This is a genomic window from Colwellia sp. BRX10-1 (genome assembly GCF_014077545.1).
GTDB lineage: Bacteria > Pseudomonadota > Gammaproteobacteria > Enterobacterales > Alteromonadaceae > Colwellia_A.
Genome location: NZ_JACGWC010000027.1, coordinates 25,484 through 51,203 on the forward strand (window position 1 = coordinate 25,484; position 25,720 = coordinate 51,203).

Consider the following 25,720-nt stretch of genomic DNA (forward strand, 5'->3'; position numbering starts at 1 on the left):
CACGATACTGAATTAATTTCAGCAGTTAAAACGGGTCAGGATGAGCTCATACGATCACCCTTAGCTTATTAATCTAACCACTCTTTCGGTGGGTTACGTAAACTGCGCTCAGAAAAAATATCATTGGGTAAGCCAACATTATATTTAACATTTCTAAATTGCATTTCAGTATAGCTACCATCGGAGTGTTGAGTTATTTTTGAATGCATAACCGTGGTAAAACCATCAATAACTTCAGTTTTTAATACTTGCAGAGAACGTGATTTTTTACCTTGGCTGTCATAAAAGTCAACTTGCATCGGTAAAAAAGTGTTTTTATCAACACTGACAATATAATGATCAAATTCAACACTGTTTAGATCTTTAGGCTGAGCCTTGATCGTATAAAAGTTGTTATCAGTTTTTAACAGGGTAAAGTTATCTTCTGCGGGGTTTCTGCCTGAAACATCCTCATAAAAAAAATGTGCGCCAACAAAAGAAGTACGCTTATCACCGGCTGAAATACGTTTTACTAAATCTAGTGCTGGCAAGTACAACCAGCGGTCGTCATCGCTTGTGACTTTTTTAACTACACGAAATACCGTACCTTGGACATCGGTGGGGCGAGAGAAGAACACTAAAATGTCTTGGTTACCTAAATCGGTTTGGTCTTTACGCAAGATGGTAAATTGTCGCATCTGCTTATTGCCCTGCGCATCAACAATAATCATACGTGCTTGGGCACTTCCATCATCAGCAGAATAATATGAGGCTAAATTTGCCTTAGTAATAATTTTATTAGCATCGGTTAGATCGCCAGCATGGCCAACAAAACTTGAAAGGGAGCAGACCAGTATCAATAGTTTTGATAAATATTTCATCTTTATATCCTATAGTTGTTCAGTTTTTAGGTTTTGCTTACCAGCAAAAAGGGTCATTAATGCCGGCAATAGCACTAAAGTAACTAACGCCGATAGCGCCATAATACTCGCCAGGAAAAAACCAACGGTAATATAAGGCATTAATGGTGAAAGTAATAATGGGGTAAAACCAACCGCAATAACTATTGCATTGCGTGAAATTGCTCGGCTTGGCTCTTGGAACATTGCGGTTAATGCTTGTGTTAAGCTGCCCAGTTCTTTCTCTAATTCTCGTGCACGTTGGAGAAAATGAATGGCAAAATCGATAGATAGTCCTAATGTGAGCGCCGACAACACCGCGATAGGCATATCATAGTCTTTACCTATCCAGCCAATTAATCCATAGATCATCGAAATAGTAAGTGTTAGCGGCAACATGGCTAAAATACCGTACTTGAAAGACCGAAACAGTAAAACCATCATCAAGAAAACGATGACAAATGAAGACAATAGGCTGTCGATCATTCCATTTACCATCGCATCTTGCCAAACAATGTTTAAATAAGATTTACCTGCCCATTGATAACTAATATTTTTTGGCATTGGATTGTTGGTAATGTAAGTTTCTGTCCAGTTAACAACTTTGGTGGTGTGTTGATTATCGCCACTAGTCATTTGCAACCATAAGAGACTTTTTTGGTAATCTTTAGTGACAAAATGCCATAAGTCTTGTGGACGATGTGACGACTGATATTGCAATAATGTTTGCGCCACGCCATTGCTCGTTTCAGGCAGAGTAAAGTCTTTATCTTCACCGGAGAAAAGTTCACGATTGACCGTTTTAACGATATCAGCCAAGCCATTACTTTTACCAACTAAACCTGTAGCTAGTAACGCTTGTTGAAAGTCGCTTTGCCAGTTTAATAACGTGGGGTCTAGAAATACTTTGCTGTCGTTGAAAGCGCTATCAGCAATATTGACTAACTGCTCAATAATAACCTGGTCTTTATCAGGGGCAGAAAACGTTAAGTCATCTAATAAAACCAACAAATGCTGATTGAATAATGACTCTTTTTTAGCCGAGTTAACGTTATTTATAAAGGTATGAATTTTTTTAGCGCTAGCTGAATCAGCGGTAAACGTTGCTAGAACTTCTTTGAATTTTTTTACCTCGCCGTTATTGTCACCCTCGTTATTGTTAAACACTAACCAAGCATCATAAGTACCAGCAAAATGTTCATTAAGCACCTTGTCAGCAATTCTTATTTCGTGATCTGCTTTAAACCAATTAACAGGATTATCATTAATTTCAATACGACTAACGCCTTCAATACTAATTAAAAATAAGGCAACAAAGCCGATAAGAATAAGCTTGGTTTTTTGAGTAGCAAAACTGCCTAACCGTTCTAATACATTGGCTAATCTGCCTTTTTTCTCCATACGCACTATAGCGTCATGCAATTTGGCTAAAGTTTCAGGTTTTAAACGAGAAATATAAGCAGGGACGTAAATAATTGTCAGCACGAATGCCAATAAAATACCAGTACCAATAAAAGCACCAAAGACTTTTACCGGCGGAATAGGGGTTAGCATTAACGAATAAAAACCGATAGCAGAGGTGATTGATGTATAAAGCATTGGCGTATATAAATGCTTCATGACACCTTTTACAACATCGCCGGCATCATCACCTGTTTTATATTTTTCAGCAAATTCAGAGAGAATATGAACTGAGTCAACCACTGCTATTGGCATTAAGAATATAGCGATCATTGATGACATAATATGAACAGTAAAGCCCATACCGATGAGTGAGCCCATGATTATAATCACCGTAGCCATCGCGACCACCATAGGTGCAATTATTAACGGAAAATTGCGAAAAAAGTACCAAAGTAAAACAAAAATAGCTAAACCAGCAAGTGGGGCTGCTACACCCATTTGAACAAACATCTCATAGCCAAATTGGTCTTCAGCGACAGGTAAACCTGTGATATGAAAGTCTACATTAGCCACCAACTCTGCGGGAAAATTGCCACTGATAGTACGAATTTTTTCAGCAATATTATAACTCATGTCTTTGGCTTGAATAGGCACGTAAATCGCTATCGCTTTGTTGTCTCCAGAAACTATGGTGTTGTTAAGCATAGGTAAGCGTTTTACGGCTTGTTGAATGGCTAAGCTGCCTTCGAGTGAAGACGGTGCCTGCTTCATTAGATATTCAAAGCGTATGCCGTTATTTTCACCTTGGTTATTTTTTTCTTGGGTAATATTGTCAACAACACTCAAGGATAATAAATCTTGTTGAATAACCCCTTCAATTTGTAATATTTCTGTTGAAAGTTGCCCAACAACCTGTAATGCATTAGGAGTAAAAATACTATTTTTACTAACAATTCCAACGACTATCATATCGCGCATTTGAAAGTCAGCTTTTGTTTGGTTATGAAAAACACGTGCTGGCGCATCACTGCTCAGCATATTTTCAGGGTCGGTATCTATTTTCAGGTTTGGCATCATCGCCAGACTAATTGCCACCATTAATAAGACTAAGGTGTAAACAAGTTTAGGTTTCTCAATAGCGAGTTGCAGCAGTCTGGTGTAATTCAAAAGGGATCCTTAACTGAAAAGTTATTATATTAGATAAATGTAATGTACTTTTATATTAGCACTATCTAATGTAATATCAATTAATATTTACTTTTTGCTGACAATAAAGACCCAAATGATGAATAATGAAACTCAAATAGACATAGCTGAAATGCGTGGTAATGCAACTCAAGCCGCTGAGTTACTGAAGGCGATGAGTAATGAAAATAGATTGTTGATACTTTGCTATTTAGGTGAGAAAGAAATGTCGGTATCAGAGCTTAATGGTTTTATTGATTTGAGCCAGTCGAGTTTATCACAGCATTTAGCTCGATTGAGAAAAGACGGCTTGGTAAAAACTCGCCGAGAATCACAAACGATATATTACACAATTGCTCATCCATCGATAGTAAAGCTAATTACTTTTTTACATAGTGAGTTTTGTTAAAGGTTAATTAACGATTAAGTCACAGAGGTTTTTCTCAGTGACTTAACCGCACAGCAGAATTAAATATGCTCTATAACGATACAGCCTGCCGAATAACCGGCACCAAAAGAACAGATTAAAGCTTTATCGCCAGTAACCATGTCATCATGGTTCAAGTGAAAAGCAATAATAGAACCCGCCGAAGCCGTATTTGCAAACTTGTCTAAAATAATTGGCGCTTCATTGCCCATAGGGTCACGGCCTAATACTTTCTTTGCAACAAAGTTATTCATGTTGATATTGGCTTGATGTAAAAATAACCTTTTTAAATCTTTAGCTTCAACATTTGCTTCTGCCATTTGCTCGGTAATTAATTGAGAGACCATTGGCAGTACTTCTTTAAAAACTTTTCGTCCTTGCTGAACAAACATTTTGTCATTATCAAGCATGGTTTCTGGATCACATTTATTGATATGACCAAAGTTACTACGAATGTTATTAGAAAAGGTCGTGATCGGCTTCTTAGTTAATATTTTAAAGCAATGGTCAGCCGTAGCGGTTGCTTGTTTTTCAATAACAATAGCCGTTGCAACATCGCCAAAGATAAAGTGACTGTCGCGGTCGCGTAAATTAATTTGTGGAAAATTGAGTTCAGGGTTAATCACTAACACTGTTTTTGCTGTGTCGCCATGCAAAGCATTTGAAGCATTCATAATACCAAAGGTTGCCGATGAACAAGCGACGAGCATATCGTAAGCCCAACCTTTACAACCTAGTTCTTTTTGTACTTCAATGGCAATTGCAGGATAAGCGCGTTGTGTGTATGAACAAGCAACAATGATTAAATCGATATCGTCTGCTGTTTTATTTGCTGCAGCCATCGCTTGTTTCGCGGCGCCAACAGCCATTTCTGCTTGTGCTGATAATTGCTCATCACTACGCTGAGGAATAAGTGGCATCATGGTTTTAGGGTCAAGTGCGCCGTCTTTATACATAACATAGCGACTTTTAATGCCTGATGCTTTTTCAATGAATTCACTTGAAGACGGTTTTAAGGCCGTTAACTGCTCACTGTTAATAGCGGCGGCATTTTCAATATTATAGTCTTCAACATATTGATTAAATGCGGTGACTAATTCATCGTTTGAAATACTGTGTGGTGGTGTAAATAGACCTGTACCACTGATCACGATTGACATGTATTTTCTCCGTTTGTAATTTTCTAGTGGTCGTACCATGAGACTTATTGTATTAAAGTACAAGCACTTCAATGCTTTTAATTTATCTGTTATGGATTATACCCGTTACTGATAAAAGTGCACTGTCAAAAATTTAGCTTGTTTGACAGACGTTAACCGTTAATTAAAAAGCTTTTTACGCACCATTGCTCGATAGTCTCTTGGAGTGAGTTTTAATTGTTTCTTAAACAGCCGAGTTAACTGGCCTTGCTCTTGATAACCCACCTGAAAAGCGATTTCTTGAATAGACAGATTACTTGATGATAGTAAATCTTTGACTGTTTCTACACGCATTTTTTGCCAATAATGAGAGGCTTTAACGCCGGTAGCATTTTTAAAACGCCGACTAAAGGTTCTATGGCTAATACCAAATTGTAACGCCAGTTCAGTAAGCGATAATGTTGATGATAGATTAGTACGCATCCAGAATTGAATTTGAGTGATCAATTCATCAGGATGTCGATCGACCGCACCTTCTAAATAACGTTGTTCTTCATATGGTTTTCTTATTTCATGAGAGAAATTACGCTCAACATGTTGTGCAGCAGTCTCACCGTACGTTTGATGAATAACGTGAACGGTAATATCAGCTAAGGCATTTAAACTTGCCGCACAGTAAATACGTTCTGACTGGGTAATAAAAAAATCTGGTTTCAATTCAACGTTAGGGTAATTTCTTTTGAATTGGTCAACATAATGCCAGTGTGTTGTTGCCGGATGATGATCAAGTAGTCCTGACTCAGCAATAAAACAAACCCCTGTACCACCACCAATAAGCGTTGAACCTTGTTGCCACATACGATTAAGCCAACTTACCATTTTGGGCTGTTTTTTGATTATTGGCCTAGGGTTGCGCCAAAGACTAGGAATAAAAATATAATCTGGACTTTGGGCATGCTCAATATCTTTATCGGGATAAAGCTTAATAAGTGCTCTGGTGCGCACTGGGGCTAATAGTTCGCTCACCATTTCAATACTGAGTTTAGGTGATTGCCTATCTTCTCTTCGAGCAAAAGCTTCGCCTGCTCTAAGCATTTCAATAGGTAAGCTTACGCTGGTTGCTAACATATGATCATATAAAACCAAGGCAACATTGATTGTTTTTCGGCTTGTCTTGAGTGGCATATTAATAACTTTTGCAACATTTGGCTGTTATTGTATTATTTATGGCTGAAAACGACAATTAATTATTGGTATTTCTTTTTACACTAGTGACAAGAATTACGACTCATGTATTTAAGAGAATTATAAATGACTGCTTTACCTATTATTGTTGGCATGGGCGGCGTAAACGCTGCTGGCCGCACCTCGTTTCATCAAGGTTTTCGTCGTATTGTTATCGACAAATTAACTGCAGAAGCACGCCAAGAAACTTTTGTTGGTCTTGCTACTTTGATGAATATCTTAACTTTCCAAGCAGGTCAGTTAGTTGACGTTGAGGGTAATAGTGTTGCATTAAGCGAAGTAGAAGCACGTTTTGGCCAGCAAATTCTTGATGGCACCCTTATCCGTAAAATTGAAAATAATCACTTTGACCCTGACGCGACGCATTGCCACACAAATATGGCGGCAACACCGAGCACTGAAAATATTACTTTTGAAATTAAAGAAAAAGAATTACCAAAACCCTTACCGCGCTCATGGACAGTAACACCCTTAGCAGATAAACGTGTAAAGGTTGAAATTACTGATAATTTAGATATTAAACATAGTAGTTATCGCGATAATCCGATTAAAGCAGCGGGGCAATTACCTACCGGCTTTGAACCGTCGACATTATATAATAGTCGTTATCAGCCACGTGGCTTACAAACGACTATTTTTGGTGCTGCAGACGCTATTCATTCAACGGGCTTTAGTTGGGATGAAATATTAGAAAAAGTAAGCCCAGACCACGTGGGTACTTATTCTTCTTCAGCTTTCGGTCAAATGCAATCGGAAGGTTTAGGGGGCATGTTGCAAAATCGTTTGCATGGCGATCGTGTTACCACTAAAAACTTAGCGTTGGGCTTAAACACCATGTCAGCTGATTTTATTAATGGTTATGTGACCGGCAGTGTGGGTACCACCTCGACTTCGACTGGCGCTTGTGCAAGTTTTCTTTATAACTTACGCAATGCTATTCAAGATATTAAATCAGGTCGAGTGCGTGTTGCTATTGTGGGCAGTAGTGAAAGCCCAATAACACCGGAAATTATTGAAGGTTTCGGTAACATGAGTGCATTGGCTAATGAAGAAGGTTTGAAAAAACTTGATGGTATTACTGATGGCCAAGCTGACCATCGTAATACCAGTCGCCCGTTTGGTGAAAATTGTGGTTTTACTATTGGTGAAGCTGCACATTTTCTGGTGATTATGGATGACGAATTAGCCGTTGAATTAGGCGCTAAACCTTTGGGGTCGGTTGCTGATGTATTCATTAATGCCGATGGTATTAAAAAATCTATTACCGCTCCAGGTCCTGGTAATTACATTACCATGGCGAAGTCAGTGGCATTAGCAAAAAGTATTTTAGGGGAAGAGTCGGTACAAAAGCGTAGCTTTATATTAGCTCATGGTTCAAGTACCCCACAAAACCGTATCACCGAGTCGTTAATTTATCACCGTTTGGCCGAAACTTTTGATATTCATAATTGGCCGGTAGCCGCGCCTAAAGCTTATGTTGGCCATACTATTGCACCAGCAAGTGGTGACCAAATCACTATGGCGCTAGGTGTTTTTGCTCATAATATTATGCCGGGTATTACGACCATTAAATCGATAGCCGATGATGTACATAATGAGCGCTTGAATATCGCTCTTGATCACTGGCAGTGTGAAGCGATGGATGTTGCTTTCATCAATTCAAAAGGTTTTGGCGGTAACAATGCCACGGCCACTATACTCTCACCAGACGTAACGCTCTCTATGCTGAAAAAACGATATAGCATAGCAGAAATGACCCGTTACCAAGAAAAGTTATCTGCGGTTGAAGTGAAACAAAGTATCTATCAAGAAAAAGCCAACAATGGACAGTTTGAATTAATTTATAAATTTGGTGTGGGTGTACTAGGTGATGATGATATTGAAATTAACACTGAAAATATCTCAATGACCGGCTTTACTAATAGTATTGCCTTACCCAGTAAAAATCCGTTTGCGGATATGGTGTAGTCATAACTTAACCCCTTGCAAGGTTATACTAAGTAAAAACGAAAGAGCAAAGCATTATCGCTTTGCTTTTTTGTACCTTTATAAACAGTACCTTTCGATCATCTTCAGTAATAGTTGTTCAGTTTTATCAATTTCGCTATGCGCTAGAAATTCATTAGGCTGGTGTGCTTGATCAATTGAACCAGGACCTAAAACGATAGTTTGACAACCCAGTTGTTGAATGAAAGGAGCTTCGGTCGCATAGTTTACCGCACAACATGAATGACCACTTATTTCTTCGGCTATAGTGACAAAATCACTGTTTTTACTTTGTTCAAAGCTGGGTGAACTCGGATCCAATTCACTAAATGAAATTCTATTAGGGTATTTTTCAGCTAACGGTTTTAACGCTTCACTGAGTAGTAAGATAAGTTCGCTGTCAGTCATGCCGGGTAGGGCACGCATATCAATGTCTAACTCGCAGTGACCACAAATTCTATTAGCATTGTCGCCACCGTGTATTGCGCCAAAATTAAGGGTTGGCTCCTTTACATCAAAGGCTTGATTACTATAATTGAGAGCCAATTTTTCTTTGAGTTGCATTAATTGGCCAATCACTTGATGGATAATTTCTATCGCATTCACGCCTAAACTTGGCTTGCTTGAGTGTCCTGATTGACCTTGAATAGTTATGCGATGGGACATATGACCTTTATGCATGATGACAGGGACCAAATTTGTTGGCTCACCAATAATAGCAACATCGGGTTTTATCTGTTGGTTTTTGGTGAAAAAACGTGCGCCAGCCATGGTGGTTTCTTCATCTGCGGTGGCCAAAATGTAAAGTGGTTTTTTTAACTGTTGCGCGGTTAATCCTTTACAAACTTGTAAAATAAAAGCAAAAAAACCTTTCATATCACACGTGCCTAAACCATAAAATTTATTATCTTTATCAACAATTTTGAACGGGTCTGACTGCCAACGATTTTCATCAAAAGGTACAGTGTCACTATGACCTGCCAGTAACAATCCTCCTGTTCCACTACCGAGTTTTGCTAATAAATTATATTTATTGCGCGTTTCTGGCACCGCTTGAATGTCGATACTAAAACCGAGTTGTTCAAACCAACTTGCCAATAGTTGAATAACTGCTAAATTTCCTTGATCCCAGTTCGCTTGTGTCGAGCTAATAGAAGCACTGGCAATAAGTTGTGTTAATGAATCAGTAAAGTTGGGCAAATTTTTCATAGTGGCTCACAGTTGAAAATGAATAAATAAAAAAAACCATGGGTAATTATGCTTATTTGTTGCATAACGAGTCATTGGGTGTTATTTTCCTATTCTAGTGTAAATAACCTAAATATAGAAGGCTATTGAAAATAATTTGTTTTCTGCTTTCCTTAGGTTAATAAAAAATTAATAGATGAGGTTGTATGAAAGTCGCGGTTATTGGAGCAAGTGGATATGTGGGTGCAGAGCTGATTAATTTATTGTCTGCGCACGATAAAATTTCCCTTGAATATTTACTGGTGTCAGAAAACAGTAGCTCGGCAGATATGACCTTTTCGCAATTACATCCGCGTTACTTAGGCGTATGTGATTTACCTTTAGTCTGTTTTTCACAGCGTTGGTTCGATGATACGGTACAAAAGCTTGATGCGGTATTCTTTGCTACTCCGCATGAGTTCAGTGCTGACTGGGCACAAGCTTTTGTTGAGAAAGGTGTTAAGGTTTTCGATCTCTCGGGTGGTTTTCGTTTAAAAAATAGTGAAGATTATCCAACATTCTATGGTTTTGAACATAAAAACTTATCGGCGCTTGCCCAAGCAACTTATGGTTTAGCCGAATGGCAGCAAGATGATATTGCTAATACACAATTAGTTGCTGTACCTGGCTGTTACCCAACAGCAAGTTTATTATCACTTAAGCCGATTACCGTAAATAACTACCATCTTGAAAACTCTCTCATTGTTGTTAATGGGATCAGCGGCGTCAGCGGTGCGGGTAGAAAAGCCTCATTAGCGACAAGCTTTTATGAAGTCAGCCTAACACCCTACAATATTTTACAACACAGGCATCAACCCGAGATAAGCCAAGAAGCTAATGCCGCGGTTATTTTTAATCCTCACCTTGCACCTTATAAAAGAGGATTGCTGGCAACTGTCACTTTGCAAATCAAAGCAGGTATTACGACAAAACATATTAACGAAGCTTTTTTAAACGCTTATCAAGATAAGCCATTGGTGCGCTTAACTGGCGCTTGGCCGAAAATAGACAATGTGGCTAATACACCATTTGCTGATTTACATTGGCAAGTCGATGAAGAAAAACAAGTTGTTGTGGTGAGTTGTGCTATCGATAATTTATTAAAAGGTGCTGCTTCACAAGCGGTGCAATGTGCGAATATTTCTCTGGGTTTAGCGAGTGAATATAGTTTGTTGCACAATGTAACTTTGGGAAAGAGTTAATGACTAAGACAATAAACACATCAGTAACGTCTAAAACTAACAAGCCATTAGTGATCAAAATCGGTGGCGCTATTCTTGAAAAAAAAGATGCTTTAGCTGATTTATTAAAAATTATCGCGACATTAAAAAATCAAGCCGTGGTGCTAGTGCATGGCGGCGGCTGTGTTGTTGATGAAATACTCAGCCAAGCTGGTTTTACTTCAGAAAAAAAACAGGGTTTACGTGTTACACCTCAAGAGCAAATGCCCCTTATTGCGGGTGCATTAGCAGGTAGTGTTAATAAAGCGATTGTTGCCACTGCAGCAAGTTTACACATGCAAGCCGTTGGATTGTCACTGGTCGATGGTGATATGGTTTCGTGTCAGTTAAGCGATAAAGGCCTGGGTATGGTGGGTGAGCCTAGTGCAAATAATAGTAAGTTACTCGATACACTTTTAAGTGCAAACTTTTTGCCGGTTATCTCTTCTATTGGTTCATTAGCCAATGGTGAGTTAGTGAATGTTAATGCGGATGATGCAGCTGTCGCAATTTGTCAGTTACTAAATGCCGAATTGCTACTGCTAACCGATGTTAATGGTGTAAAAGATGCGCGTGGCGAATATATTGCTTCACTGAGTAAAACTCAGGCAAATTCCTTAATAGAGCAAGGTGTTATTGCTGGTGGGATGACCGCAAAAGTTAATGCCGCTTTGCATGCAGCAAGCCAATTGCGACGAAGTATCGCGGTTGCCAGTTGGCAGTCGCCTGAGCAAATCATCAATCTAATAAAGGGTGATGCCATTGGCACACGCATTCAGCCACATTAACCACAGTTAAGTCACACTTAATTTAACGATTTTTCGGATAGGACTTATCATGTCACCGACACACACAAGATTAGAAAACTTTTTAGCAGATGATCAACTGACTAAAACACAAATAATTGATCTGATTGCTTTAGCAATAAAGATTAAAAACCATCCTAGCGACTATAGTAAAGCTTTAGCGGGTAAATCTGTAGTGATGCTCTTTGAAAAACCTTCATTAAGAACACACGTTAGTTTTGATATGGGTATTAACAAATTAGGCGGCCATGCGCTATATTTAGGCCAACAAAATGGCAAACTAGGTGAGCGAGAACGAGTTAGTGATTACGCTAAAAATCTTTCTTGCTATGCTGACGCTATCGTTGCACGTGTTTTTGAAAACAGCGCCATCGAAGGTTTAGCTGAGCACGCAACTATTCCAGTGATTAATGCACTGTGTGATATATATCATCCGTGCCAAGCACTAGCTGACTTTGTCACTTTGCAAGAATATTTTGTTTTAGGTAAAGGTATAGATTTAACAAAGGTTAAACTTGCTTATATTGGTGATGGTAACAATGTGTCCAATTCGTTGATGTTTATGGCTGCAATACTAGGGGTCGATTTTACCTTGGTTTGCCCAGCGGGGCATGAACCAGAAGCACAATTATTGAGTAAAGCGAAAGCTTTTGCAGATAAGTCAGGGAGTAAGTTGGTACTTACATCAGATGTTGAGGCTTTAGGGCCGCAAGATGCTATTTATACCGATACATGGGTATCAATGGGCTTTGAAGATGCCAGTAAAAAAGCTGCACTTCTAGAGAAGTTTGCACCCTATCAAGTGAACCATCAAATGATGAAAGGCAGTGGCGCCAGTATTGTGATGCATTGCCAACCAGCGCACTTAGAGGAAGAAATAACAACCGCACTTTTTGACAGTGAAATGTCGGTAGTTTTCCAAGCAGCAGAAAATAGAATGTGGGCGCAAAATGCGGTACTCGTTACGCTATTAGCTAAATAATAGTGTAGAAATTATTAGGTCAGCAGCTGATTTATATTCAGCATGACAATTTATCAAGATTAGTTAGGAATAAGACAATGGCTTTAGCAAAAAAACAAATCAAAAAAGTAGTATTAGCATATTCTGGTGGATTAGATACCTCAGCGATTATTCCATGGTTAAAAGAAAATTATCAAGGCTGTGAGGTTATCGCGTTTTGTGCTGATGTTGGCCAAGGTGATGAAGAGCTTGAAGGTGTTAAAGAGAAAGCGATTGCTTCAGGGGCATCTGAATGTTACGTGGTTGATCTTAAAGAAGAATACATAAAAGAGTATGTGTACCCCATTTTAAAAACCGGTGCGGTATACGAAGGTCAATATTTATTAGGTACGTCAATGGCACGACCTATTATTGCTAAAGCGCACATAGAAATCGCTCTTAAAGTGGGTGCTGATGCCGTGTGTCATGGTTGTACGGGTAAAGGCAACGACCAAGTTCGTTTTGAGTCTTGTTTTGCTGCACTAGCGCCAGAGCTTACTGTTATCGCCCCATGGCGTGAGTGGGACATGGTTTCGCGTGAAGACTTACTAGATTATCTTGCCGAACGTAACATTCCTTGTGCGGCTTCATTAACTAAAATCTACAGTCGTGATGCTAATGCTTGGCATATTTCTCATGAAGGTGGTGAGTTAGAAGACCCTTGGTGTGAGCCATCAAAAGAAGTATGGACCATGACAGTTGATCCTATGGATGCGCCTGATGAGCCTGAAAAAGTACAATTAAGTTTTGCTGACGGTGAGCTTGTTGCTATTGATGGTATAGACTTCTCTGGTAATGGCCAGGAAAACAGTGCCGGTGCTTATCAAGCGTTAATGTACTTAAATGCTAAAGGAGCTGCCCACGGTGTTGGTAGAATCGATATTGTCGAAAACCGCTTGGTTGGTATGAAGTCTCGTGGTTGTTATGAAACGCCAGGCGGTACTATTTTGATGGCGGCTTATAAAGGTTTAGAGTCACTTATTCTCGACAAAGAGTCACTTAAATATCGCGAATCTATTGGTCTTGAATTTTCACATGTTATTTATGATGGTCGCTGGTTTACCCCGCTTGCTAAAGCTCAATTGGCTTCTGCTGCCTCATTTGCTGAAAAACTAACGGGTGATGTCGTTGTTAAATTGTATAAAGGCATGGCGCAAGTCATACAACGTCGTTCGCCAAATAGTTTGTATTCTGAAGCATTTGCTACTTTTGGTGCTGACGATGTTTATGACCAAAAACACGCCGAAGGATTTATTCGTTTATTTAGCTTATCGAGTAGGATCACCGCACTTTCTCAAAAAGATACTGTGCTAAAGCATAAGGAAAAATAATCATGGCTTTATGGGGTGGACGTTTTAAAGAAAAGGCGAGTTTACAATTTAAGAAGTTCAATGACTCATTGCCGGTAGATTACCGCATGGCAGTGCAAGACATTGTTGGTTCAATAGCCTGGGCGCAAGCTATTCATGAAGTAGGCGTTATAAATGAAGATGAACTGGTTCGCTTAACGGCAGCATTGCAAGAATTAAAAGCGTCGGTAGAAGAAAATCCGCAACAAATATTGTTGTCTGATGCGGAAGATATTCATAGTTGGGTAGAGATCCAGCTAATTGAAAAAACGGGTGACTTAGGTAAAAAGCTTCATACAGGGCGCAGCCGTAATGACCAAGTCGCGACTGATTTAAAGCTATGGTGTAAAGAAAAGGGCGGCGATTTACTGTTTGCTCTTGTCAATTTACAACAAGCGATGATGAATTTAGCGGAACGTGAAAAAGATACGGTACTACCAGGCTATACCCATTTACAAAGAGCGCAGCCAATAACTTTTGGCCATTGGTGTTTAGCGTATGTAGAAATGTTTAACCGTGATATTGGCCGTTTAAAAGATGCGCTTTATCGTTTAGATGTTTCGCCACTGGGCTCAGGCGCTTTAGCCGGTACCGCTTATCCTATTGATAGAAATGCACTGGCAAGTCGCTTAGGTTTCAGAACGGCCACCATGAACAGTCTTGATGCTGTTTCTGACCGCGATCATGTCATTGAATTGTTGGCTTCAGCCAGTATTTCAATGATGCATTTATCACGTTTCGCCGAAGATTTAATTTTCTACAATTCAGGTGAAGCTGGCTTTGTTGAAATGAGTGATTTGGTCAGTTCTGGTTCATCATTAATGCCACAAAAGAAAAACCCTGATGCCTGTGAATTAATCCGCGGTAAGTCAGGTCGTGTTTTTGGCGCCTTAACGGGGATGTTAACCACAATGAAAGCGTTGGCACTTGCTTACAATAAAGATATGCAAGAAGACAAAGAAGGTTTATTTGATGCGCTTGATACGTGGCAAGAATGTATGGAAATGGCAGTACTCGTTGCTGATGGTCTGAAAGTAAATCGCTCACGGACATTAGCCGCGGCCCAACAAGGCTATGCGAATGCCACTGAACTTGCTGACTATTTAGTCGGTAAAGATATTCCGTTTCGTGAAGCACATCATATTGTTGGTGAAGTCGTATTAGCTGCTATTGACAAAGGTGTACCTTTAGAAGATTTAACGATAAGCCAACTACAAGAATTCAGCGATAGAATTGAGCAAGATGTTTATCAGCATCTTTCTATTGAATCGACACTTAATAAGCGTGAAGCACTCGGCGGTACTTCTCGTTCACAAGTTGAAAAAGCACTGGCGACTACTCAGTCTGGCAATGAAGCTATCTTAAATGAGCAAGTTGTTGGTGCGCCAGGCAAACAAAGAATTCAAAGGGCATTAAAGCAAGTAAAACAGCGTTTAAATGCGCAACGTGCTGCCGCTATGTCTGTTCGTCGAGCGAGAATGTCTGATGTTGATAGTATTTATCAACTGACCAACTTTTGGGCCGATAAAGGGGAAATACTGCCACGGTCACGTGACAATATTATTCATGATATTCAGAATTTTGTTGTTGCCGAGCTTGACGGTAAGGTTGTTGGCAGCGCATCACTTTATATCTATCAAACAGGTTTAGCTGAAATACGCTCAGTTGTTTTACAAGATGATGCCCAACAGCAAGGTCAAGGCAAAGCACTTATTCAGTATTTGTTAGAATTTGCCTATCAAATGGAATTAGAGCAAATTATTGTTTTAACTTATATTCCAAAATATTTTCAGCAGCTTGGTTTTAACTTAATTGATAAAAGTTCACTAGCCGATAATATTATTGAAGATAGCGAACCCAGCCCACATAAAGACCCTGCTGATGAAGTCGCCATGGAATACATACTTAGTCAGCCTCAACAGGCATAATTTCAGTCGTCATTTTAACTGATTTAGGCAAGGTATTTACTTTAGCTAAGATCCTAAACGCTAGCGTTTGGGATAAACAAATAGGTAGTTACAACTTAGAAAATGGATAGCATCAATAATAACGAACAAAATTATGTTAAATGGTTTAGAAATGCTGCGCCCTATATTAATGCGCACCGTGGAAAAACAGTGGTGCTTATGTTTGGTGGCGAAGCCGTGCTTCACCCAAATTTTGCCAATATTATTCATGATATTGCTTTGTTGCGTAGCTTGGGTGTTAAGTTAGTCTTAGTTCATGGCGCTAGGCCACAGATAGAAGAGCGTATGGATCAGCGTAACATTACTCGCCATATTGAAAATAATATTAGAGTAACCGACGCTGAAACTTTGGTTGCAGTAAAAGATGCGACGGGTTCATTGCGCTTACATATCGAAGCTTTACTCACTATGGGCTTAGTTAACTCGCCTATGCATGGTTCGCGAATTCGTGTTAGCACCGGGAATTTTGTCATTGCTAAACCGATAGGGGTCCGTGATGGCGTCGATTATAAATATACCGGTAGCGTAAGACGAATCGATGCGGTCGGTATTCATACCCAGCTTGATTATGGCTCGATAGTGGTATTATCGCCGATTGGCTACTCTTCTACCGGTGAAGTGTTTAACTTAGCACTTGAAGATGTCGCGACTAAAACAGCACTCGCCCTTAAAGCGGATAAATTAATTACCTTTACTCAAGAGGATGGTTTAATTGATGAGTCGGGTGAGCTTATTCGTAGCTGTAGTGTACGGCGAGTAAAAACGTTATTGGATGATAAAGATTGTCATGTTCGCCAATTATTATTAAGAGCGATAATCGAGAGTGGAGAAAATGGTATAGAGCGTTGTCACTGCGTGAGCTACCAAAGTGATAGTGCTTTACTACAAGAGTTATTTACCCGCGATGGTGCCGGTACTTTAATTGCTAAAGATCATAAAGAAGAAGTTTGTACCGCTAGCATCGATGATGTCGGTGGCATTTTAGAACTGATTGCCCCCTTAGAAGAGGAAGGTATTCTGGTGAAGCGCTCAAGAGAACTACTTGAAGTTGAAATTGATCGCTTTACGGTACTTAAAAAGGAAGATGTTATTATTGCTTGTGCTGCTTTGTATCCTTATCCCGAAGCAAGTTCAGGAGAAATAGCCTGTGTGGCGATTCATCCTGATTATCGCAATGGAAATCGAGGTGAGCGCTTAATGAATGCCATAGAAGTAAAGGCTTTTGATCAACATTTAACCTCATTATTTGTCTTAACAACGGTCAGTGGTCATTGGTTTAGAGAACAAGGTTTTATCGAGAGTTCAATGGAAGATTTACCTGAAGGTAAAAAACAGCTGTATAACTTCCAACGAAAATCTAAGGTATACATCAAACATATTTAGTGAATAGGTCTCGCTGTTATCAATTCAACGTTTATTTATGAAAATAAATGCCGCTTTTAAAAGCGGCTTTTTTGTTTTTAAGGTGGGCTTTAAATATTTGAGTTTGTTTATTTATGCAACAAAGTAAATATAAAAGCATTTATATACAATAATCGTGCACTTATGTAACAGTAATGTTTCATATTCGTTACTTTTAGGGCATATTGTGTGCCGCGCTCATTATTTGTTTGTAAGGTTTATACTTTTCAATGGTCATATTTAGACTTTTAGTCATTCTTCTCATTGCTTTTGCAATGACTTTGCTGACTTCTTTTGCACTCAAAGCAGAAACTGACTTCGCGCTAGAAAGTGGTGATCAATTTACAGCAACGCTGTTATCTGAATATGGTCAAATAAGTAACTTTCTTAATCAAGGAAGTGATGAAGAAAGTACCGGCTACATAAAAATTGAACCGTCCGTCTTTATTCAAACACAGTTATCACGACATTTAATACAATTAGCGACAAAGGTCAGTCATTACCAATTTAGTCACTTTAGTGAAGACGATCATAATAATTTATTATTTAAGCCAAGCTATTTCTTTAAGCTTGATCATAACAAAACACTGTTTGCAGATATTAAGTTACAGGAAAGTTATGAATATCGCGGTACTGGCCTATCTTTAGGCAATGCAGAATCAAAAACAAGCGGAGATGATAAAAAATCGCTTGCCGCTAATATAGGTTACTTATATGGCCAAATTGATTCAGTGGCGAAATTAAAACTTTCAATCGGTCAAGAAGACTTTCGCTATAAAACAAGACGAGCCGAAAATAAGGCACTTGACCGTGTTGATCAAAGTGTTGCGGCTAGTTTTGATTATTTACTGTCAGGAAAGACATATTTCGCTGCAGATTTAGCTTATACCCAATCAAACTTTCAAAATAATAGCCCGTTAAATAAAGACATATATGCGGTATTAGTCGGTATGAAGTGGCAATCGACGGCTATAACTCAACTGCAAGCATTAATTGGTTATCAAAGATTAACTTTTGAAGAAACATTATTTGCCAGCGATACTCGCTTTAAATGGCGAGTTGATATTAATTGGCAGCCAACGAATTTTATGCAAATGAATATAAACACCCAACGAAATTATGAAACAACCAACAGAATTGTCGATAGCTATCGAGTTGTTGACAGTACTAATTTACAACTTACTCATCAACTGACTGATTATTTTCAGACATCTGCGGTTGTTGGGTATAGACAAGAAAAGGTCGTTTACCTTGAGCAAACGATTAATGAAGATTATTTATACTCAGAGGTTAGGTTGAATTATCAACGTAATGATTGGCTGACTGTATTTGCAGGTTTTACTTTTAAAGAACTAACAGCAAGTGATGATAGGCTAAACAACCAGGGCAATAGCTTATCGTTAGGCTTTAATGTTAATATTTAGTATTGGATAAAAAATATGCGTTACTATGTTTTGTCACTAATTTTAGTGTTCTGCAGCTTTTTTTGTGAGGCAAGTGATTATTTACTGGGCCCTGGCGATAAAATACATATTGTTGTTTACGGTGAAGACGATTTAACAACTGATGTGAAAATTGATAAATCGGGTTTTATATCTTTTCCGTTTTTAGCTGATATACAAGTAATAGGTTTATCAACTAAGAAACTTGAAACCACGATAAGAAAAGGCTTACTAGGAGATTATATTGTTGACCCACAAGTCTCTGTTTCTGTGTCTATTTATCGGCCGTTTTTTATCCACGGACAAGTTACACGACCAGGAGGTTACCCTTATCAAGATTATTTGACCTTAGATAAAGCCATTGCAATCGCTGGAGGATTATCTAATAGAGCGTCGACTTCTGATTGGAAAATCACACGACTAGTCAAAGGTGTTAAAGTGACGTTGGAGGGGAATATTGCTACTGAGATCCACCCTGATGATATTATAAAAATAGAACAAAGTTTTTTCTAAAATAAAAATAAAAATAAAAATAAAAATAATTATAAAAACTGAAAAAAGGATTTTCGACAGATTTTATTAGCCGTATTTATATGTGGTTTTGCAAATAATAATGAGCAGTAATGTTAAACGATAATCAAAGCGTAAATTTTAATGCCCCAAACCAAGAGATAGATTTAAAAGAGGTCTTAAGACCGCTTTGGTCTCGACGTTGGCAGATTGTTTTCTTTACTTTACTCGTTTCACTGATGGTTTCTTTTTATGTTTCGTTGCTCAAGCCTTCCTTTAAAGCCACGGCTATTTTACAAATAGGCAGTAATAAACCCGCTAATACTTTATCGATTAATGACGCCTTTAATGAATCTAGCGCCAGTAAAGAGCAAGTTAAAACCCAGTACGAATTATTAAAGTCTCGAAAATTTGCTGAGCGCGTTATTATTAGTTTAAATTTGGTTGAACATCAGGAATTTAATAGTGGTAAATACAATGACAAAATAAGCTTCTTCGCTGACATAGGAAAGCGGACTAGTAGACCAACGGTCAGTAGCTTAATCTCAATCTTTGAAAGTCGTTTAACTATCGCTCCGATAGCGAGCACCGAACTTGTTAAAATAAGTTTTGCTGCTCACTCACCTCAATTAGCACAAAAAGTCGCTAATCAAATCGGTCTCACTTATCTTCAATACCAAGATGAAATCCATAGCGCGTCAAAGGAGTCAACGTCGCAGTGGCTTGTTGACCAACTTGAAGAGTTAGAGAAAAAGCTTGAAACATCAGAGCAAGCACTACAAGAATACCGTGAAGCGGAAGGTATTGTTGATATTTTAGGGATTGCTGGCCTAGTTAGCTCTGAGTTAACCGAGTTAACTTCTTCAGCAATACGAGCTGAAAAAATCAAAGATGATTTAGAAGTAACTTACCAAAGTATGCAAAAGCGTCGAAAAAATACCGCGCAACTTCTGGAACTTCAGGAAATCAGTCAGCAAAGTGATCTTGTACAATTAAGGCGTGCCGATGAAAAAGCAGCACGTAAGATATTTGAGCTTTCCAAGCGTTACGGGCCCAAGCACCCCAAACGTATAGCGGTACAAGCAGAGCTAGAGTCATTACAAAAAGGCATCGTACAGCTCGTTGATGAAATTGTAATATCTATTGAAAAAGATTACCTAAACTCTTCTGAAAAAGTTAAAGCAACGAATAATCGTTTGGCAATTGCGAAAGTAGATTACTTACGCTTGAGCCGTTTACAAAATAAATTTTCACAATTGCAACGCGAAGTTGATACCAATAAAGAACTTTATAATAACTATTTAGTCCGTTTAAAAGAGACTGACGCTATGGGTAATTATAAAGCAAACTTTTACGTGCGTTTTATTGATAAAGCGATTATACCCACGGATAGATTCGCCCCGAAAAAAGCCCTCATAGTGATTATGAGTTTTATGCTATCGTTTGCGATTATTGCCATAATTATCATTATGCGTGAGATATCAATGGATACGTTAAATTCACGTCGAAAACTTGATAGCTTTACCGAAGCACCTGTTCTCGCTATTTTACCAAAGTTTCAAGCGCCAAGTGCTGAAAAAAAGAGTGATCCCTATTACACAGATAATCGCTTTACCGAAGCGGTGCGCACGTTAAGAACCTCTTTATTGTTTAATGGCGAAAGTAAGCCAGCTAAAGTGATTGCGATAACATCCTCGGTGCCAAATGAAGGGAAGTCGACTATAGCACTACATTTAGCCCGCTCGTTTAGTGAAATGGAAAAGGTTTTGCTCATTGAAGCGGATATGCGACATCCGACCGTAGCAAAAAATATGAATTTAAGTCCACATCGCCCAGGATTATCAAATTTATTAGCGAAAACACATCAAATTAATGAATGTATTATCCGCGATAAAAACTTAAAGTTAGATATTTTAACCTCGGGTATTTCTCCGGCTAATCCGCTAGTTTTTTTATCAATGAAGCGCCTTAATATGCTCATTAAAGTTTTTGGTAATTTTTATGACCGAATTATTATTGAGACACCACCGGTAAATGCTGTGAGTGATGCGGCTATTATTTCTAAATTAGTTGAAACGGTTTTATATGTTGTTCATGGTGAAAAAACGAAACGAGAGCAAATTACCACAGGTTTACGTATGCTAAAGCAAGTCAATGCACCCATCGAGGGCATCATAATCAACCATAGCCAAAGCATTGATGCTGATAAATACCAAAACAAGTATTACAACGAACGTGCTAATAACATTGTTAAACTACCGGTACGCAAACAAGGTTAATAAACATTGTTAAATTACCGGTACGCAAGCAAGGTTAGTGTTCTTCTTTTTATCAATAGTCGATAGTCAATGCAGCCAATATTTGAAGGCATCATAATCAACCACAGCCAAAGCATTGATACTGATAAATACCAAAATAAGTATTACAACGAACGAGCCAATAACATTGTTAAATTACCAGTACGCAAACAAGGTTAATGTTCTTCTATCAATAGTCAGTAGTCAATGCAGCCAATATTCGAAGGCATCATAAACAACCACAGCCAAAGCATTGATACTGATAAATACCAAAACAAGTATTACAACGAACGAGCCAATAACATTGTTAAATTACCGGTACGTAAACAAGGTTAATGTTCTTCTATCTATCAATAGTCAATGCAGCCAATATTCGAAGGCATCATAATCAACCACAGCCAAAGCATTGATACTGATAAATACCAAAACAAGTATTACAACGAACGCGCTAATAATATTGTTAAACTACCGGTACGTAAACAAGGTTAAAAAACATTGTTAAATTACCGGTACGCAAGCAAGGTTAGTGTTCTTCTATCTATCACAACGAACGCTTAAGCCATTTTACATAGTTAAAAAACACGTACGCAAACAAGGTTAATCTTTTTCTCAATATTAACCTCTTCCGCTTATTGAAAACTGCGGTAGAATAAGAGTAAGTTTTTACCAGCAAGTACTTCTGCTTATAATATGAAATCACGCCAACAATTTTCCCTACAAAAAAATAACAGTTTTGCAGTCTATGCAACGACACCCATTATTTATTATCCAAATAGTGAACAAGATCTGCAATTATTAGCAGCGGTGACTAGCGAACCTTTTTATATTTTAGGCGCGGGCAGTAATACGCTTTTTGTCGAGGGTGTTACACCGGTAATTATTAAGCCTGAGTTTTTAGGGATTCATGTTAATGAAACAGAAGAATATTATCAGGTCAATGCCGCTTGCGGTGAAAATTGGCACGACTTGGTATGCTTTTGTATTGATAAAGGCATTAACGGTCTAGAAAACTTAGCACTTATTCCTGGCAGTGTTGGCGCTGCTCCAGTACAAAATATTGGTGCTTATGGCGTTGAAATTGCTGGTTTTATTGAAAGTGTAACTTGGTTTGATTTTGCTAAAAATAAATCACAGCAGTTAACTCAGGCACAATGTCAATTTGACTATCGCGATAGTATTTTTAAAAATGCTTTAAAAAATAAAGGTATCATCACAGATATTACTTTACGTTTTCCAAAAAACTGGCAGCCTAAGCTGAATTACCAAGGATTAAACACCTTGCCCAAAAATAGTCATGCTAGGGTTATTATGGATACCGTGATTGCCATACGAAATGCTAAGTTACCTGATCCCAAGGTTATCCCAAACGCTGGCAGCTTCTTTAAAAACCCTGTGGTTAGCGCTGAGCAGTTTTTATTATTAAAAAGTAACCATCCAGAAATTGCGGCTTATCAACAAGATAATGGCACTGTTAAGCTAGCAGCAGGTTGGTTAATTGAAAGAGCAGGGCTTAAAGGTTATCAACTCAACGGTGCAGCTGTGCATAATAAGCAAGCGCTAGTGCTAACCAATATTGATTCGGCCTGCGGGGCAGATATCAAAAATTTAGCCCTACATGTACAGCAAACCGTATTAGCATTATTTGCCATTATGCTGCAACCAGAAGTAAGAATGCTCGGTGAGCAGGGCGAAGTTACCTTAGGAGCTATAAACTGATCATGGCCAAAGCAATACGAGAGCAATTAATACAATATTTAGCCGATGGACAATTTGTTTCTGGGCAATGGTTAGGTGAGCAGCTAGGGGTGAGTCGCGCAGCAATATCTAATCATATCGCCTCGCTAATTGAAATGGGGCTTGATATTTATAGTGTTACCGGCAAAGGCTATAAATTATCTGAACCGTTAACACTATTAGATGAAAAAGAAATTCAATACAAGTTAAGCGCATTGGGTCAGAAAAACAAAGTCGAAGTGCATAATATTATTGACTCAACCAATAGTTATTTATTGCGTCGTTTACCCAATCAAAATCATAATTTGCAAGTCTGTTTAGCTGAATATCAAGATGCAGGGCGGGGTCGACGCGGTCGTAAGTGGATCTCACCCTTTGGTTCACATATATATATGTCGATGTATTGGTATTTAGAACAAGGTATGGCGGCAGCTATGGGATTAAGTGTCGTGTCGGCTCTAGCGGTTAGCGATGCAGTAAAAGAACTTTATCAAATTGATGTGCAGTTAAAGTGGCCCAATGACATTTATTTTGGCGGGGTTAAGCTGGCTGGTATCCTTATTGATTTGGATGGGCAAGCTCTTGAACCGTGTCACTGTGTTATTGGTATTGGTTTAAATATTAATATGCCCCAAAAAAGTGCAGAACAAGTCGATCAACCTTGGACAGATTTGCAAACAGCTATGATTCAAAGTACCACCGAGCATGAAAATAACGCGGTTAATACGATTGACCGAAATGTTTTAGCTGCAACGTTAATTTCTAAACTCTCATTAAGGCTTCAGCAGCATCAACATGAAGGGTTGTTGTCTATGGCCAATGAGTGGGCCAAACAAGATTATTATATCAATAAACCGATAAGGTTAATCACCGGCACGCGTGAAAAGAAAGGTATTTGTCGAGGCATTAATAACCAAGGAGCTTTATTGTTAGAAGTTGATGGCCAAATTAGTCCTATTTATGGTGGTGAAGTTAGCTTGAGGGCTGACACATGAGGTTATTAGTTGATATTGGCAATACTCGCACCAAATACACTTTTGAGCAGCAAGGTGAATTATCAATAATTCAAAGTGAAAGAAATGAAACCATTAATGAAAAGTGGCTATCAAGTATCACTGAATCAGTGGTATCTATCGTCGTTGCGAGTGTTAGCGAAGCTTATATTATAGAGGTCTTTATAGCCTATGCTCAGCAGCATAATATTGAACTGCACATAGTAAACAGTGAAAGCAAATGCTTTGGCGTTACTTCAAGCTATCAACAACCGACAACGTTAGGTATTGATCGATGGTTGACGTTACTGGCGGCTAATATTTTGTACCCAGATGAGAATGTCCTTATTATTGACGCGGGAACAGCGACAACCATAGACTTACTCGATAGTCAGGGCATACATTTAGGTGGGTGGATTTTGCCAGGTATTGATATATTATTTAATAGTCTTTTATCAAATACTACAAAAGTGCTGGCAACTCAAGAACATCAGGCCAACATTTCTTTTGGTAAAAGTACCTCTGACGGTGTCAATAATGCTTGCTGGGCAGCAACACTTGGTTTTATTGAACAAGGTATCAAGCAAGCTAATAAACAAGTCTCATTAGATAAAGTATTACTTACTGGCGGTAACGCTAAAAAAATAGCGGCTTTATTAAACAGGCAACATTACATTATTGATGAGCTAGTCTTTATCGGCATGCAACGATTCTAATTCGCTTATGGCAAATTATATCGCCAGTTTGTGGCAACATTTAACGTTAGGCGATTAAAAAAACATCAAATGGTTAAAAACATGGTTTTTTTTTGTTTTTACGCTTGCAAGGGAGAAAACATTCCACTAGAATTCGCACCACTTAATGTAGTGCCGACTTAGCTCAGTTGGTAGAGCAACTGACTTGTAATCAGTAGGTCGCCAGTTCGACTCCGGCAGTCGGCACCATTAATAAAATTGTTGTAAAAGTATTGGAGGGGTTCCCGAGTGGCCAAAGGGATCAGATTGTAAATCTGACGGCTCAGCCTTCGGTGGTTCGAATCCACCTCCCTCCACCACTTTGCAATAATGAAGATAGAAAAGCGGACGTCGTATAGTGGTAATACCTTAGCCTTCCAAGCTAAAGCTGCGAGTTCGATTCTCGCCGTCCGCTCCATCTTTAAGTGATTGCTGATATGGCTCAGTTGGTAGAGCGCACCCTTGGTAAGGGTGAGGTCGGCAGTTCGAATCTGCCTATCAGCACCATTCCTTAAGATTTCTATCTCACTAAATTTATTTTATTTTTGTTAATTTATCTCAGAGGCATTACATAATGGCTAAAGCAAAATTTGAACGTTTAAAACCGCATGTAAACGTTGGTACTATCGGACACGTTGATCACGGTAAAACTACTTTAACAGCTGCTATCTCTGCAGTATTAACTAAAGTACACGGTGGTGAAGTTAAAGATTTCGCACAAATCGATAATGCTCCTGAAGAGCGTGAGCGTGGTATTACAATCAATACTTCTCACAT

The 25,720-nt window shown here is 38.7% G+C and carries 21 protein-coding genes and 4 tRNA genes; 20 read left to right on the forward strand and 5 right to left on the reverse strand.

Annotated features, from left to right (window positions below):
• Positions 1–68 precede the first annotated feature (68 nt).
• Positions 69–860 (reverse strand): outer membrane lipoprotein-sorting protein, encoded by a 792-nt coding sequence (locus H4J75_RS16755; RefSeq protein ID WP_182222752.1) that lies wholly within the window; start codon positions 858–860, stop codon positions 69–71.
• A gap of 9 nt (positions 861–869) precedes the next feature.
• A complete protein-coding gene (locus tag H4J75_RS16760) occupies positions 870–3,449 on the reverse strand; it encodes an RND family transporter (RefSeq protein ID WP_259366449.1) in 2,580 nt (859 codons plus the stop codon).
• Between the two features lie 118 nt (positions 3,450–3,567).
• Here H4J75_RS16760 and H4J75_RS16765 point away from each other — a divergent pair, with 118 nt between their 5' ends.
• Positions 3,568–3,876, forward strand: a complete 309-nt coding sequence (locus H4J75_RS16765; protein ID WP_083277999.1) for a metalloregulator ArsR/SmtB family transcription factor — start codon at positions 3,568–3,570, stop codon at positions 3,874–3,876.
• 59 nt (positions 3,877–3,935) lie between these two features.
• On the opposite strand, the gene H4J75_RS16770 is transcribed toward H4J75_RS16765, so the two are convergent.
• Positions 3,936–5,054 carry a beta-ketoacyl-ACP synthase III gene (locus H4J75_RS16770; RefSeq protein WP_070375624.1) on the reverse strand — a complete coding sequence of 373 codons (1,119 nt, stop codon included), beginning with the start codon at positions 5,052–5,054 and terminating at the stop codon, positions 3,936–3,938.
• Between the two features lie 159 nt (positions 5,055–5,213).
• Complete coding sequence (locus H4J75_RS16775) at positions 5,214–6,218, reverse strand: GlxA family transcriptional regulator (protein WP_182222753.1); 1,005 nt, start codon at positions 6,216–6,218, stop codon at positions 5,214–5,216.
• Positions 6,219–6,344: 126 nt separating this feature from the next.
• On the opposite strand from H4J75_RS16775, the gene H4J75_RS16780 reads away from it, so the two are divergent.
• Entirely contained in the window at positions 6,345–8,246 is a 1,902-nt protein-coding gene (locus H4J75_RS16780; protein WP_182216791.1) for a beta-ketoacyl synthase, read from the forward strand.
• A 78-nt stretch (positions 8,247–8,324) separates the two neighbouring features.
• Here H4J75_RS16780 and argE read toward each other — a convergent pair whose 3' ends face one another.
• Positions 8,325–9,473, reverse strand: a complete 1,149-nt coding sequence (gene argE / locus H4J75_RS16785; protein ID WP_182222754.1) for an acetylornithine deacetylase — start codon at positions 9,471–9,473, stop codon at positions 8,325–8,327.
• A gap of 185 nt (positions 9,474–9,658) precedes the next feature.
• Between argE and argC the strand changes: the two genes are divergently transcribed.
• From argC to H4J75_RS16870, 18 genes are all read left to right on the forward strand, one after another.
• Positions 9,659–10,693, forward strand: coding sequence for an N-acetyl-gamma-glutamyl-phosphate reductase (gene argC / locus H4J75_RS16790; protein WP_182222755.1), 1,035 nt, complete (start codon positions 9,659–9,661; stop codon positions 10,691–10,693).
• Positions 10,693–11,499, forward strand: coding sequence for an acetylglutamate kinase (gene argB, locus H4J75_RS16795; protein ID WP_070375629.1), 807 nt, complete (start codon positions 10,693–10,695; stop codon positions 11,497–11,499). The genes argC and argB overlap by 1 nt, the downstream gene beginning before the upstream one ends.
• Positions 11,500–11,548: 49 nt before the next feature.
• Positions 11,549–12,499 carry an ornithine carbamoyltransferase gene (locus tag H4J75_RS16800; RefSeq protein WP_182216797.1) on the forward strand — a complete coding sequence of 317 codons (951 nt, stop codon included), beginning with the start codon at positions 11,549–11,551 and terminating at the stop codon, positions 12,497–12,499.
• A gap of 77 nt (positions 12,500–12,576) precedes the next feature.
• Positions 12,577–13,848, forward strand: coding sequence for an argininosuccinate synthase (locus tag H4J75_RS16805; protein WP_182216798.1), 1,272 nt, complete (start codon positions 12,577–12,579; stop codon positions 13,846–13,848).
• 2 nt (positions 13,849–13,850) lie between these two features.
• The gene (gene argH, locus H4J75_RS16810) at positions 13,851–15,794 is read left to right on the forward strand and encodes an argininosuccinate lyase (RefSeq protein ID WP_182170403.1); all 1,944 of its coding nucleotides are present in this window, start codon (positions 13,851–13,853) and stop codon (positions 15,792–15,794) included.
• A 102-nt stretch (positions 15,795–15,896) separates the two neighbouring features.
• Entirely contained in the window at positions 15,897–17,216 is a 1,320-nt protein-coding gene (gene argA / locus H4J75_RS16815; protein ID WP_182222756.1) for an amino-acid N-acetyltransferase, read from the forward strand.
• Positions 17,217–17,464: 248 nt separating this feature from the next.
• Complete coding sequence (locus tag H4J75_RS16820; protein WP_182216802.1) at positions 17,465–18,658, forward strand: outer membrane beta-barrel protein; 1,194 nt, start codon at positions 17,465–17,467, stop codon at positions 18,656–18,658.
• A 15-nt stretch (positions 18,659–18,673) separates the two neighbouring features.
• Entirely contained in the window at positions 18,674–19,189 is a 516-nt protein-coding gene (locus tag H4J75_RS16825) for a polysaccharide biosynthesis/export family protein (protein WP_182216804.1), read from the forward strand.
• Between the two features lie 110 nt (positions 19,190–19,299).
• On the forward strand, positions 19,300–21,465 hold the full coding sequence (locus H4J75_RS16830; RefSeq protein WP_182216806.1) for a polysaccharide biosynthesis tyrosine autokinase: 2,166 nt from the start codon (positions 19,300–19,302) through the stop codon (positions 21,463–21,465).
• Between the two features lie 225 nt (positions 21,466–21,690).
• On the forward strand, positions 21,691–21,819 hold the full coding sequence (locus tag H4J75_RS20285; RefSeq protein ID WP_259369268.1) for a hypothetical protein: 129 nt from the start codon (positions 21,691–21,693) through the stop codon (positions 21,817–21,819).
• A gap of 354 nt (positions 21,820–22,173) precedes the next feature.
• Positions 22,174–23,199, forward strand: a complete 1,026-nt coding sequence (gene murB, locus H4J75_RS16835; protein WP_182222757.1) for a UDP-N-acetylmuramate dehydrogenase — start codon at positions 22,174–22,176, stop codon at positions 23,197–23,199.
• 2 nt (positions 23,200–23,201) lie between these two features.
• Positions 23,202–24,212: a bifunctional biotin--[acetyl-CoA-carboxylase] ligase/biotin operon repressor BirA gene (gene birA / locus H4J75_RS16840; protein ID WP_182222758.1), complete on the forward strand. Its 1,011-nt coding sequence runs from the start codon at positions 23,202–23,204 to the stop codon at positions 24,210–24,212.
• Positions 24,209–24,925, forward strand: a complete 717-nt coding sequence (locus tag H4J75_RS16845) for a type III pantothenate kinase (RefSeq protein ID WP_182216812.1) — start codon at positions 24,209–24,211, stop codon at positions 24,923–24,925. The genes birA and H4J75_RS16845 overlap by 4 nt, the downstream gene beginning before the upstream one ends.
• 152 nt (positions 24,926–25,077) lie before the next feature.
• Positions 25,078–25,153: transfer RNA gene (locus H4J75_RS16850), tRNA-Thr, on the forward strand.
• A 25-nt stretch (positions 25,154–25,178) separates the two neighbouring features.
• A tRNA-Tyr gene (locus H4J75_RS16855) sits at positions 25,179–25,263 on the forward strand.
• 24 nt (positions 25,264–25,287) lie between these two features.
• Positions 25,288–25,361, forward strand: a tRNA-Gly gene (locus H4J75_RS16860).
• A 13-nt stretch (positions 25,362–25,374) separates the two neighbouring features.
• A tRNA-Thr gene (locus H4J75_RS16865) sits at positions 25,375–25,450 on the forward strand.
• Between the two features lie 67 nt (positions 25,451–25,517).
• Positions 25,518–25,720: GTP-binding protein (locus tag H4J75_RS16870; protein WP_259364653.1), on the forward strand; the 203-nt coding region annotated here is incomplete at its 3' end.

Excerpts from the sequence above, each read along its gene's own strand:
- H4J75_RS20285 (WP_259369268.1), top strand. The coding sequence starts at position 21,691 with ATGCAGCCAATATTCGAAGGCATCATAAACAACCACAGCCAAAGCATT.
- H4J75_RS16830 (WP_182216806.1), top strand. The coding sequence starts at position 19,300 with ATGTTAAACGATAATCAAAGCGTAAATTTTAATGCCCCAAACCAAGAG.
- H4J75_RS16845 (WP_182216812.1), top strand. The coding sequence starts at position 24,209 with ATGAGGTTATTAGTTGATATTGGCAATACTCGCACCAAATACACTTTT.
- birA (WP_182222758.1), top strand. The coding sequence starts at position 23,202 with ATGGCCAAAGCAATACGAGAGCAATTAATACAATATTTAGCCGATGGA.
- murB (WP_182222757.1), top strand. The coding sequence starts at position 22,174 with ATGAAATCACGCCAACAATTTTCCCTACAAAAAAATAACAGTTTTGCA.
- H4J75_RS16755 (WP_182222752.1), bottom strand. The coding sequence starts at position 860 with ATGAAATATTTATCAAAACTATTGATACTGGTCTGCTCCCTTTCAAGT.
- H4J75_RS16820 (WP_182216802.1), top strand. The coding sequence starts at position 17,465 with ATGGTCATATTTAGACTTTTAGTCATTCTTCTCATTGCTTTTGCAATG.
- H4J75_RS16775 (WP_182222753.1), bottom strand. The coding sequence starts at position 6,218 with ATGCCACTCAAGACAAGCCGAAAAACAATCAATGTTGCCTTGGTTTTA.
- argE (WP_182222754.1), bottom strand. The coding sequence starts at position 9,473 with ATGAAAAATTTGCCCAACTTTACTGATTCATTAACACAACTTATTGCC.
- H4J75_RS16800 (WP_182216797.1), top strand. The coding sequence starts at position 11,549 with ATGTCACCGACACACACAAGATTAGAAAACTTTTTAGCAGATGATCAA.
- H4J75_RS16805 (WP_182216798.1), top strand. The coding sequence starts at position 12,577 with ATGGCTTTAGCAAAAAAACAAATCAAAAAAGTAGTATTAGCATATTCT.
- H4J75_RS16770 (WP_070375624.1), bottom strand. The coding sequence starts at position 5,054 with ATGTCAATCGTGATCAGTGGTACAGGTCTATTTACACCACCACACAGT.
- argB (WP_070375629.1), top strand. The coding sequence starts at position 10,693 with ATGACTAAGACAATAAACACATCAGTAACGTCTAAAACTAACAAGCCA.
- H4J75_RS16825 (WP_182216804.1), top strand. The coding sequence starts at position 18,674 with ATGCGTTACTATGTTTTGTCACTAATTTTAGTGTTCTGCAGCTTTTTT.
- H4J75_RS16765 (WP_083277999.1), top strand. The coding sequence starts at position 3,568 with ATGAATAATGAAACTCAAATAGACATAGCTGAAATGCGTGGTAATGCA.
- argA (WP_182222756.1), top strand. The coding sequence starts at position 15,897 with ATGGATAGCATCAATAATAACGAACAAAATTATGTTAAATGGTTTAGA.
- argC (WP_182222755.1), top strand. The coding sequence starts at position 9,659 with ATGAAAGTCGCGGTTATTGGAGCAAGTGGATATGTGGGTGCAGAGCTG.
- argH (WP_182170403.1), top strand. The coding sequence starts at position 13,851 with ATGGCTTTATGGGGTGGACGTTTTAAAGAAAAGGCGAGTTTACAATTT.
- H4J75_RS16780 (WP_182216791.1), top strand. The coding sequence starts at position 6,345 with ATGACTGCTTTACCTATTATTGTTGGCATGGGCGGCGTAAACGCTGCT.